The 11,639-nt window shown below is 74.4% G+C and carries 10 protein-coding genes; all 10 read left to right on the top strand.

From position 1 onward, the window contains the following. Positions 1–84: 84 nt before the first annotated feature. The 10 genes from E1300_RS41515 to E1300_RS41470 all read left to right on the top strand — a co-directional run bounded on the left by E1300_RS41515 (position 85) and on the right by E1300_RS41470 (position 11,470). Positions 85–972, top strand: a complete 888-nt coding sequence (locus E1300_RS41515; RefSeq protein WP_131762772.1) for a ketoacyl-ACP synthase III family protein — start codon at positions 85–87, stop codon at positions 970–972. A 22-nt stretch (positions 973–994) separates the two neighbouring features. Next, complete coding sequence (locus E1300_RS41510) at positions 995–2,284, top strand: ATP-grasp domain-containing protein (RefSeq protein ID WP_131762771.1); 1,290 nt, start codon at positions 995–997, stop codon at positions 2,282–2,284. Further along, positions 2,281–3,003 carry a transglutaminase-like domain-containing protein gene (locus E1300_RS41505; protein WP_207400255.1) on the top strand — a complete coding sequence of 241 codons (723 nt, stop codon included), beginning with the start codon at positions 2,281–2,283 and terminating at the stop codon, positions 3,001–3,003. The genes E1300_RS41510 and E1300_RS41505 overlap by 4 nt, the downstream gene beginning before the upstream one ends. Positions 3,004–3,074: 71 nt before the next feature. Beyond that, the gene (locus E1300_RS41500; RefSeq protein ID WP_131762770.1) at positions 3,075–3,893 is read left to right on the top strand and encodes a type I pantothenate kinase; all 819 of its coding nucleotides are present in this window, start codon (positions 3,075–3,077) and stop codon (positions 3,891–3,893) included. Between the two features lie 375 nt (positions 3,894–4,268). Beyond that, positions 4,269–5,726, top strand: a complete 1,458-nt coding sequence (locus E1300_RS41495; protein WP_131762769.1) for a 4-hydroxyphenylacetate 3-hydroxylase N-terminal domain-containing protein — start codon at positions 4,269–4,271, stop codon at positions 5,724–5,726. Between the two features lie 30 nt (positions 5,727–5,756). Then, complete coding sequence (locus tag E1300_RS41490) at positions 5,757–6,782, top strand: methyltransferase domain-containing protein (RefSeq protein WP_131762768.1); 1,026 nt, start codon at positions 5,757–5,759, stop codon at positions 6,780–6,782. Next, a complete protein-coding gene (speB, locus tag E1300_RS41485; RefSeq protein WP_131762767.1) occupies positions 6,779–7,771 on the top strand; it encodes an agmatinase in 993 nt (330 codons plus the stop codon). The genes E1300_RS41490 and speB overlap by 4 nt, the downstream gene beginning before the upstream one ends. Then, positions 7,768–8,898, top strand: coding sequence for an aminotransferase class I/II-fold pyridoxal phosphate-dependent enzyme (locus tag E1300_RS41480; protein WP_131762766.1), 1,131 nt, complete (start codon positions 7,768–7,770; stop codon positions 8,896–8,898). Before speB ends, E1300_RS41480 begins: the two co-directional genes overlap by 4 nt. Positions 8,899–8,907: 9 nt before the next feature. Then, positions 8,908–10,479 (top strand): carbamoyltransferase C-terminal domain-containing protein, encoded by a 1,572-nt coding sequence (locus tag E1300_RS41475; protein WP_131762765.1) that lies wholly within the window; start codon positions 8,908–8,910, stop codon positions 10,477–10,479. Continuing rightward, positions 10,466–11,470, top strand: a complete 1,005-nt coding sequence (locus E1300_RS41470; protein ID WP_131762764.1) for an NAD(P)-dependent oxidoreductase — start codon at positions 10,466–10,468, stop codon at positions 11,468–11,470. Before E1300_RS41475 ends, E1300_RS41470 begins: the two co-directional genes overlap by 14 nt. Positions 11,471–11,639 lie beyond the last annotated feature (169 nt).

Raw genomic sequence — 11,639 nt, 5'->3', positions numbered from 1 at the left:
TCCAGGACGTCCGTGGCGATCTGCACCGCGACCTCTTGCGCGTACGCCTTGGCCTCGGCGACCGCCAGGGACGCGGCGGCGGTGTTGGCGGCGGTCAGCACCGAGGGGTTCCCCGCGGAGATGGCGGCCGAGGCGGCGCGCGAGGCGGTCGCGGCGTCGTCGCACGACCCCGCCGACGTCGCGCTGACGCTCTACGCGTACATCAGCCAGCAGGGCCTGGCCGGGTGGCACTCCGGCGCCTACGTCCACCGGTTCGCCGTCGGCAACCACGCGCCGGTGATCGAGGTCGGCCAGCGCTCGAACGGCGGCCTCGCGGCGCTCGACCTCGCCACCGCCTACCTGGAGGCCCGGGGCGGGTCCGCCGCGCTGATCGCCACGGGCGACCGGTTCGGCGACCTGGTGGGCGGCCGCTGGCACTTCGACGACGGCCTGATCCCGGGCGACGGCGCGACCGCGCTGGTGGTGTCGCGCGAGCGCGGCTTCGCCAAGCTCCTCAGCCTGGCCACCTACAGCGACTCCTCGCTGGAGGAGCTGCACCGCGGCGACGCCGTCTACGTCGGCCGGCAGGAACCGGAGGCCACGCCGTCGTTCCGCCAGCGCAAGCGCGAGTACCTGGCCAAGCACGACCTGGAGGAGACGGCCGCCAAGTTCTCGGCCGGCGGCACGGCGGCCGTCACACAGGCGCTGGACGAGGCCGGGCTGCGCAAGAAGGAGATCGACCACTGGGTGCTGCCCAACATCGGGCTCCGCGAGCTGCGCACCTACTACCTCGATCCCCTGGAGGTGCCGGTCGAGGCGACCCAGTGGAGCTGGGGCCGCACGGTCGGGCACCTGGGCGCCGGGGACCAGATCGCCGGGCTGCACCGGCTGCGCGTCCAGGGCGGCGTCGCGCCGGGCCAGGCGGTGGCGCTGCTCGGCATCGGAGCGGGGTTCAGCTGGTCCTGCGCCGTCCTGCGGATCGAGGGCGAGTGATCGGGGCGTGCCCGGGAGCGAGATGCGAGACCGCGGTGGCCCGCCGCCCGGCGCCGGCGGGGACGCGCGGCGCGGCGGCGTGCGGACGGTGGCCGTGCTCCAGTCGCGGCAGCCGCTGACCACCGACCTGCGCGAGGCGTTCCCAGGCGACCGGCACGACGTCGTGGTGCTGCGGGACGGCGACGCCGGGCCGGCCTTCCGCGAGGACGCGCCCGGCCCGAGGCCCGAGGTCGTCGTGACGCGGCGGGACGGCTGGGAGGGCGCGCTGCGCCGGATGGCGGCGCGGGGCCCGCTGGAGATCGTCACGAACGACGAGTACTGCGTCGAGGCGTGCGCGCGGCTGCGGGCCGCCCTCGGCCTGGCGCGGCGCCATCCGGCGGACCCGGTGCGGTACCTCGACAAGGTCGTCATGAAGCGGCGCCTCCGCGAGGCGGGCGTGCGGGTCCCCCGGTTCCACGCGTTCACCACGGTGGTGCGGGACGCTCCGGACGTGCGCGCGGAGGTGGTCCGCGCCGTGGGGCTGCCCGCGGTGGTCAAGCCGTGCCGCGAGGCGAACTCGCGCGGCGTCGAGATCCTCGGCTCGGCGGCCGCGCTGGAGGGCTGGCTGGCCGCGCACGACGGCGAGCCCGGCTGGCAGGCCGAGGAGCACGTCGCCGGGACCCTCCACCACGTCAACGCGCTGGTCCGCGACGGGCGGGTCGAGCACGTCCAGGCGGGCACCTACCTCGGCCCGCTGCTCGGCCTCCAGGACGGTGTGCGCTACGGGGGCTACACCGTGCCCGGCTCGCACCGGCTGACGGCGCCGGCCCGGGACCTCAGCCGCCGCGTGGTCGCCGCCCTCGGCGCGGAGGGCGCCTTCGTCGCGCACACCGAGTTCGTCCTCACCGCCTCCGGCGAGCCGGTCGTGCTGGAGACCGCCGCGCGGGCGCCGGGCGCGCTGCTCGCGGAGATGGCCCGGGTGCACGCCGGCACGAACCTCGAAGTGGCCAACCTGCGGTTGCAGGCCGGGCTCGGCGTCCCGCCGCCGGACTCGGGCGGCGCGCTGGCCGCCTGGCTGTGGGTGCCGGTCCGGGCGGGCGAGCGGCTCGCGGCCCTTCCCCCGCTGCCGGACGCGCACCGGCTGGTGCTGACCCGGGCCGGCCGCGACGGGCACCCGGAGCGCGAGGCCGTGGTCGGGGCATCGCTACTGCTGTGGAACACCGGCCTGCCGGCGCTGCTCGACGATCTCGAGTCCGCACGGGCGGCCACCTGGTTCCGGACGCCGGGCACCCTCCGGCGCGACCGGCGAGCAGAGGTGAGGAGAACCTCGTGAGAACCGACAGCGACACCGTGACCGGCCGCGACCGGAGGCGCGACGGCGACCCGGTGGTGGACGGCACCCGGGTGTACCGGTCGGCCGCGGAGTACGTCGACAGCGACCACCCCGCGATCCGCGCCGCCGCCGAGGCCATCGTCAGCCCCAACGCCGGCCCCGCCGAGAAGGCGCGGGCGTTCTACTACGCGGTCCGCGACGACATCCGCTACGGCTTCCCGTCCGGCCGGCGCGGATCCGGCGCGCAGAGCACCGCCGACTACTTCCGCGAGCTCACCACCTACCGCGCCAGCAGCGTCCTGGACGCCGGTTACGGCTACTGCGTCGGCAAGTCCGCCGTCTACACCGCGCTGTGCCGCGCCTCCGGCCTCGCCGCCCGCCCGGCCTTCGCCGACGTCCGCAACCACCTCAGCAACCGGCGCCTCCGCCAGGCCATGGGCACCGACGTCTTCGCCTGGCACGGCTACGTCGAAGTGCACCTCCACGGACGCTGGACCAAGGTCACCCCCATCTTCGACAGCGCCCTGTGCCGGCGCGCCAACGTCCCCCCGCTGGAATTCGACGGCGAGTCGGACGCGATGCTCCAGCAGTACGACAACACCGGGCAGCGCTTCCTCAGCTACGTCCAGGTGCACGGCGCTTTTCACGACGTGCCCGCACGCTTCCTCGCCACCGAAATGGTCCGGCTCTACCCTGACCTGGTGACGCACTACCCGTGAGCACGGAGCCGCCCGGAAGGGCGGGAACGGAGGGCATCGGCACAGTGACGGCTCCACGGCGGCCGACCGAGATGACGACCGATGCCGCGCCGACCGCGGCGGAGCTGGCCGCCGCCGGGGACGTGGCGGGCGTGGAGCCGGGCGTCGCCGCGACGTACGTGCCGGTCGCCCGCCGCCTCGCCCGGTCGGCCGCCGGGTCGCGCCGCCCGTTCGTCGTGGGGATCGCGGGCGGTGTCGCCGTCGGCAAGAGCGCCACCGCCCGCATCCTGGCCCGGCTGCTGCGATGCGGCGCCGCCCCGCCCCGGGTGGAGATCGTCGACACCGACGGGTTCCTGCTCCCGAACCGGGAGCTCCAGGAGCGCGGCGTCCTGGAGCGCAAGGGCTTCCCCGAGACCTACGACGCGGGCAGGGCCGCCGCCGTCCTGGACGAACTGCGGCGCGGCGCCCGCGAGGTGAGCGTCCCGGTGTACTCCCACCGGCAGTACGACATCGTGCCCGGCGCGGCGCGGCACATCCGCGACCCCGACATCGTGCTCGTGGAGGGCGTCTACGTCGCGACCCTGATGCGGCAGGCCCCCGCGCCCGGAGCCGCCGGGCCCTTCGACCTGACCCTGTACCTGGACGCGGCCCCCGAGCCGGTGTACTCGTGGTACCTGGCCCGCGTCATGGAGTCGATCACCGAGCGCATGCAAGACACCTCGGCTCCTCCGTGGCCCCTGACCCTGGACGAGTCGCGCGCGATGGCGGCGCAGGTCTGGGACGAGGTCAACGTGGTCAACGCGCGGGAGCACATCGTCCCGTCCAGGGACCTCGCCGACCTGCTGGTGACCAAGAACGACGACCATTCGGTCGCCTCGGTGCGGCTCCGGGACGCCGCCCCGGACGCGTAGACAAGGCCGCCCCGGACGCGTAAGCGAGGCCGCCCCGGGCGGGTAGGCGCCGCCCCGGGCGCGCAGGCGACGCCGCCCTGCCCATCGCGGGGTCAGCGCGGGGCGGGCGTGCCGTCCGCCCCGTTCTCCGCAATTCTCGGAAACGTCGCTTCTCCCGCGCGCGGAGAACGCGAGCCGAACATTATTTCCTTTTCTCGGCGCCGCGAAAGAGTTCGCCGTCGCCGCGTCTCGCCGGCGGGACAAATAGATGACCCCTTCCGCGGCTAATGGCCGGGCGCGGCGCCGCGGGCCGGGCGTATCGAGCATTTCTCTTGTTAGGCTGCGGCGACGGCATTCCGGCCCTACGGATCGACCAGGAATGGAGAGTCCTCCATCGTGTCGAGCACATCCGGCGCTATTCCTTCCGCACGCACGGGAAGTCACTATCTGAGCGGGCTCGACGACGGGCGGCGCGTCGTGGTGGACGGCCGTTTCGTGCGCGATGTCGCCACCGACGAGGCCACCGCCGGAATGGCGGGCGAGCTCGCCGAGCTGATCGACGCGCACGCCGGGAGCGGCGCGCACGGTGGCGCACACGGTGGCGCGCACGGTGCCGGGGGCGCGCCCGAGGCGGACGGCTGCCTGGCGCTCGCCTACTCGCTGGCCGACAGCGCGGAGGGCGTCGTCGCGCGCGGGCGGGCGTTCGAGACCGTCGCGCGGCGCAGCGGCGGCCTCCTCGGGCGCAGCCCCGACTTCCTCGCGACCATCGTGACCGCCTGGGCGGGCGCCGCCGACCACTTCGGACGCTTCGCCGGGAACGTCCGGGACTACTGGCGGGAGAGCAGGGACGCGTGCCGGATCCTGACCCACGCGATCAGCGACCCGCCGGCGGGCCGGGGCGACGGCCTGGCCGGGACGCTGCGGATCGTACGCGAGGAGGCGGACGGGCTGGTCGTGCGGGGCGCCAAGATGCTCGCCACGCTGGCGCCCTTCGCCGACGAGCTGCTGATCTACCCCTACCGGCCGCTCGGCGAGGACGAGTCGGACCTGGCCGTCAGCTTCGCGGTGCCGGTGGCCACGCCGGGCCTGACGCTGTACTGCCGGCCCTCGCTGGCGGGCGGCGGCCCGCTGGCGCGCCGCTACGACGAGATGGACGCGCTGTGCGTCTTCGACGACGTGCGCGTGCCGTGGCACCGCGTCTTCGTCGCCGGGGACCGCGAGCGCGCCAACGGGCTGCGCGACGGCACCGAGATGACGTCCTACGCCTGGCACCAGTCCTCGGTGCGCGCCTTCGTCAAGGCCGAGTTCCTCTGGGCGGTCGCCGACCGCTGCGCGCGGGCGTCCGGCCGGCGCGGAGCACCGCCCACGCGGGCGCTGCTGGGCGAGCTCGCCGGGATCGCCGAGACGCTGCGGTCGCTGGTGACCGCCGCGGAGGCCGGGGCGCGCAAGGGCGCGAGCGGCCACTGGACCTGCGAGCCGACGCCGCTCGCCTGCGCCGCGATGCTCAACTCCCGGCTCTATCCGCGGGCCGTGGAGATCGTGCAGGCCATCGGGTCGAGCGGGCTGATCATGCATCCGTCGCCCGCCGACGACCCGCCCTCCTCGCCGGCGCACGCGTTCTACTCCGAGTACTTCGCCCGCGCGGACGTCGGCGCGGCCGAGCACGCCCGGCTGCTGCGCGTGGCCGCCGATCTCGCCCTCGACCGGTTCGGCGCGCGGCAGGCGCTGTACGAGCGCGTCTTCGTCGGGCCGCCCGACGCCTTCGCCGGGAAGTTCCTCGACATCTACGGCGCGGCGCGAGGCGCCGTTTCCGCGACGAGCGGGCCGCTCACCGGAATCACCGCCGGACCCTGACCCACTCCCCCACCCGCAAGGAGACCGCGCATGCCGATCCAGGAAAAGGTTCTGATCGACGCACTGGAGCCGTTCAAGGGGTTCGTACTCAGTTCCATCATCTTCTCGATGCACCGGCACGGGCTGGACGAGGACTTCCGGCGCGGCACGACGCTGGCGGACCTGGTGGCCTCGCGGGGCGGCCTGGACCGGGCGCGCGTCGCCGCGCTCGTCGACTACCTGGTGGCCGCCCAGGTGGTCGCGCGCGACTCCGGAGGGAGGCTGACGCTCACCGCGCTCGGGGAGCGCTACGGTGAGGCGCGCCCCTGGTACGAGATGATGATCGGCGGCTACGGGATCACGTTCCTCGGGCTGGGCGACCACCTGGGCGAGGGCTCCCCGCCGGTGCCGCGCGTGGGGCGCTTCGTCGGGAGCGGCAGCTGCGGCATCAGCATGCACGACTCGATCCCGCTGGTCCGCAAGCTGCTCGCCGGCGGCGGCCGCGACTACCGGCTGCTGGTGGACCTCGGCTGCGGCAGCGGCGTCTACCTCACCGAGCTGTGCCGCGACTACCCGGAGATGCGCGCCGTCGGCATCGAGCCGGACGCCGCGGCCGTGGACGCCGCGCGCGAGTGGGTCGCCGCCCAGCCCACCGCCGACCGGGTCCGCGTCGAGCAGGCCGGCGCCCTGGAATGGCTGGCCTCCGCCACCGATCGGCCCGACCTGGCGGTCCTCGCCTTCGTGATCCACGAGGTCCTGGGGCAGGAGGGCGAGGACGGCGTGCGGCGGCTGCTCACCCAGCTCTTCGAGGCCGCGCCGGACCTGGACCTCGTCATCGTCGACATCGACCTCCAGTCGTCCGACGAGGCGGCGATGAAGCATCCGCTGGCGCAGAACTACTACGCCGCCTACTACCTGATGCACCCCTTCACCGAGCAGCGGCTGGAGACGCGCGAGTGGTGGGAGGCGCTGTTCGCCGACTGCGGGCTGGAGATCGCCGCGTCCTCGCTCACCGACCCGGCCATGGACTCCACCGGCATGGAGGTCGGCTGGCTGCTGCGGCGGCGGGCCGCATGACGGAGCACTACCGTCCCGACGACAGCATGCGGCGCCCGCGGTTCGCGTCCGGCCCGCGCACGTTCATGCGCCTGCCCTACATCGCCGACCCGATGACGGCGACCGGCCGCATCGACGTCGCGGTCGTGGGCGTCCCCACCGACTCGGCCGTCGGGTACCGCTCCGGTGCCCGGTTCGGCCCCGAGGCGATCCGGTCGGCCAGCATCCTCCTGCGCGACCACAACCCCGAGACGGGCGTGGACGTCACGCGGCTGTCGATGATCGACGCCGGGGACGCCCCGGTCGTGCCGGGCTACCACGACCTGACCCTCGAACGCCTGGAGGCGCACCTGCGGCCGTTCTACGAGCGCGGCGTCCTCCCCCTGCTGCTCGGCGGCGACCACAGCCTGGTCATGGCCGAGATGCGGGCCCTCGCCGCCGTGCACGGGCCCGTGTCGGTCGTCCACTTCGACGCGCACGGCGACGTGCTCGACGACTACTACGGCGTCAAGCACTTCCACGGGACGATGTTCCGCCGGGGGGTCGAGGAGGGCGTCGTGGACCCGTCCCGCAGCGTTCAGGCGGGGATGCGCGGCTCCGTGCACCCCGAGGACGTCGGATCGGCCGAGGCCCTCGGCTACGAGGTGATCCGGTGGCGGGAGCTCGCCCGCATGGACCCCGAGGAGTTCGGCCGGCGGGTCCGGGCCCGGGTCGGGGACCGTCCCGTGATGCTGTCGTTCGACATCGACTTCGTCGATCCGGCGTACGCGCCCGGCACCGGCACCCCCGAGGTCGGCGGACCCGACTCCCACCGCACGCTGGAGCTGCTGCGGGCCCTCGGCCCGCTGGACTACCGCGGCATCGACATCGTCGAGGTGTCACCGCCCTACGACCACTCCCACATCACCAGCCACCTGGCGAGCGTCGTCGCGTTCGAGCTGCTCGGCCAGGTCGCGGCCGTCCGACGCCCGGACGCCGCCGCGACGACGCACACGGGGTCGCTCACATGACGGCGCGCAAGCTCACCACCCTGGAGAACCGGGCGATCGCCCACGGGCTCAACGTCTCCGACGGGCATCCGCGCATGCCGCTCACCCGCGGCCAGCGCGCGATCGTCGCCGAGCTCGGCGACCTGTTCGACCAGGCGGCCAAGCGCCCGTTCCACGAGATCGAGGAGGAGGCGCACCGCTCGTTCCTGCACGGCCTCGGCCAACACGCCGCGCCCGTGGGCACCGGACGGCTGGTGACCTGCTACTCGTCCTCGGTGGCGATGGACATCACCGCGCGGGCGCTGGCGGAGCGGACCGGCTCGGTGGCGCTCGTCCACCCCACCTTCGACAACATCCCCGACCTGCTCCGCGCCCGGAGGCTGCACCTGGTCCCGGTCCCCGAGCACCGCTTCGAGGAGGGCCTCGGCGAGCTGCCGCCCGAGGTCGGCGCGGTCTTCGTCACCACCCCCAACAACCCGACCGGGTGGGTGCTCGGCGCCGAGCCGCTCGCCCGGCTCGCCGCCTGGTGCGCCGGGACCGGGCGGGTCCTCGCGATGGACACCTGCTTCCGCGGCCAGGACACCCGGGCCCAGTACGACACCTACCGGATCCTGGAGGACAGCGGCGCCGAATGGGTCGTCATCGAGGACACCGGCAAGCTCTGGCCGATGCAGGAGCTCAAGGCCGGCTTCCTCGCCTGGGGCGAGGGGACCCGGCTGGAGCTCGCCGAGGCGTTCGACGACGTGCTGCTGTCGGTCTCGCCGGTCGTCCTGCTGCTCATCACGCGGCTCGCGCACGACGCGGTCGACGGCGGCTACGCCGAGCTCGCCCGGCTCCTCGCCGAGAACCGCCGGACCCTCGCCGAGACCATCGACTCCACCGGCCTGGTGCTGAAGGAGCCCGACTCGCGCATCAGCGTGGCGCAGCTCGAACTCCCCGAGTCGATCGGCAGCGCGACCGACTTCTACGACCGGCTAGTCGAACACAACGTGCACGTCCTGCCGTGCGAGGCGTTCCACTGGGCCCGCAACACCGACGGCGGACGCGACGTCCGGGTCGCGCTCGCACGCGCGCCCGAGGAGGTCCGCGCCGCCGCCGCCATGCTGGCCGAGGTGAGCGTCCGCATGCGCGCGGACGGGCGGAGGTGAAGCCATATCATGCTCGTCATAGCGTTCAAGCCCGGCCACGACGGGGCGGTCGCCGCCGTCGCCGACGGCCGCCTGGTGATGTCCCTGGAGTCGGAGAAGGACTCCTTCGCCCGCTACTCCACCCTGACGCCCGTCACGCTGCTGGAGCTCGCCGACCACCTCGGCGAGCTGCCGGACGTCGTCGCGGTCGGCGGCTGGAACTCCAAGCTCGACGCCGGGAAGTCGGCCCTGCACGTCCGCGGCACGTTCGGCGCCGGGTACTTCGGGACCGACGCGGTCGTCACCCGGGACAGCTCGTTCTTCGGCAAGCCGGTCCGCTACTTCTCCTCCTCGCACGAGCGGTCGCACATCTTCGGCGCGATCGGGATGGCGCCGCGCGGCGACCACCCGCTCCAGGCCGTGCTGGTCTGGGAGGGGATCACGGGCTCGTTCTACCTGCTGGACGACCGGCACCGGGTCGTGCGGACCGTCCCCGTGCTCCAGCAGCCGGGCGCCCGCTTCGCCGCCCTGTTCGCGATCTGCGACCCGACGTTCACCGGCGGGTTCGTCCGGCTGAACGACAGCGGGAAGCTGATGGCGCTCGCGGCGTTCGGGGACCCGGCGAGCGACGACCCGGCCGTGACGCAGGTCGTCGAGCGGCTGCTGAAGCTCGACAACCTCTTCCCCGTCCCGAAGTCCGAGTTCCAGGACTCGCCGCTCTACAACTGCGGGGTGGAGTCCGAGCTCGCCAAGACCGCCGCGGCCGTGCTGACCGAGCGGCTGTTCGGCGTGTTCGCGGAGGCCGCGACCAAGCACCTGCCGGAGGGGATCCCGCTGCGGATCTCCGGCGGCTGCGGGCTCAACTGCGACTGGAACGCGGCGTGGCGCGACCTCGGCCACTTCTCCGAGGTGTTCGTGCCGCCGTGCACCAACGACTCCGGCTCCGCCCTCGGCACGGCCATCGACGCCTACGCCGCCGCCACCGGCGACCCGTACATCGACTGGGACGTGTACCGGGGCCTGGAGTTCGTCCGCGACGCGGTGCCCGACGCCGCGCGCTGGCGGCACCGCCCGCTGGACGAGGACGCGCTGGCGGACGAGATCAGCCGCGGCACGGTGGTGGCGTGGGTCCAGGGGCGGTGGGAGATCGGGCCCCGGGCGCTCGGCAACCGGTCGCTGCTCGCCGAGCCGTTCCGCCGGGAGACGCACGACCTGCTGAACGACATCAAGCGGCGCGAGCCGTACCGGCCGATCGCGCCGTGCGCCCGGGTGGAGGACCTGGCGGACGCCTTCGACGGCGACTTCGAGGACCCGCACATGCTCTATTTCCGGCGGGTGCGGGACCCGCGGCTCAAGGCGGTGACGCACGTGGACGGCTCGGCGCGGGTCCAGACCGTCTCCGCCGAGGGCAACCCGGCCCAGCACGCGCTGCTGTCGGCGTTCGCGCGGCGGACCGGGACCGGCGTCCTGTGCAACACGAGCCTCAACTTCAACGGGCACGGATTCATCAACCGGATGTCGCACCTGATCGAGTACTGCGAGTCCCAGGGCGTCACGGACATGGTCGTCGGCCGGGACTGGTACCGGCGTGACGCTCGCTGACGCAGCGCTGCGCGTCGCGCTTCCCCGGCACCTGGCCGGGGAGGCGCGCACGCGGCTCGCGGCGGACCTGGGGCCGGACGGCCCCGCGCCGGCGGACTGGCGGGACGGGCCGCGGGCGGGCGACGTCCTGCTCGTGGCCCCGCACGAGATGGGCAACGGCGGGCTCCCGGACGACCTCGCCGCCGTGCTCGGGGCGGCGGACTGGTCCTGGGTGCACCTGACGTCGGCCGGAACGGACTTCGTGGACGTGCCGCGCTGGCCCGGCGACCGGCTGCTGACCCGGAGCTGGCGGTGCTACGCGGCACCGCTCGCCGAGTACGCGCTCGGGGCGATGCTCACCCACCAGTGGCGCGACGGGTCGCCCTGGAACGGCCGCCCGGTCGCCGCGGACGCCGGGCTGTGGGGCGCGCGCGTCGGCGTCGCCGGCTACGGCGAGGTCGGCCGCCGGGTGGCCGAGGTGTCGGCCGCCCTGGGCGCGTCCGTCCTGGCGCTCAGCCGGACCCCCAGGCCGTCCCGGGGACGGATCGCGCACACGACGTCGCCCGCGGCGGTCCTCGATGCTGACCACCTGGTCATTGCCCTGCCGCTGAACGCCGGGACCCGCGGCCTGTTCGGCCCGGCCGTCCTCGCGCGCGCCCGCCCCGGCCTCCACCTGGTCAACGTCAGCCGCGCGCAGATCGTGTGCCAGCGGACGCTGGCGACGCTGTGCGCGGAAGGCCGGATGCACGCGACGCTGGACGTCACCGACCCCGAGCCGCTCCCGCCCGGCCACGTCCTGCGGACCCTCCCCCAGGTGCGGGTGTCCCCGCACGTGGCCTGGCGGAGCCGGCGCAGCGACGCCGCGTTCACCGAGGACTTCGCCGCGATCTGGCAGCGGCTGCGCGACGGCGAACCGCCCCCGGACGGCGCGGTAGCCGCAGGCGCAGCCGAGCGAGCCCGCACCGCCGTGCTCCACACCACGTCCCGCCGGCGGGACAATACCCCGAGGTGAGGACGGGATCGCTGCCTGACCGGATCGCCGTCGGACGCCCCAGCCGCGCGGACGGCGCTACTCACGCGGGCGCAGAGCGGACGGCGCTCGCCACGCGCACGACGCTCGCCACGCGGGCAGCGCTCACCAGGCGGGCGGCGCTCGCCACGCGGGCGGCGCTCGCCACGCG

The sequence above is a fragment of the Actinomadura fibrosa genome, from assembly GCF_900659615.1.
Classification (GTDB): Bacteria; Actinomycetota; Actinomycetes; order Streptosporangiales; family Streptosporangiaceae; genus Spirillospora; species Spirillospora fibrosa.
This window is presented reverse-complemented; position numbering and strand designations above follow the sequence as displayed.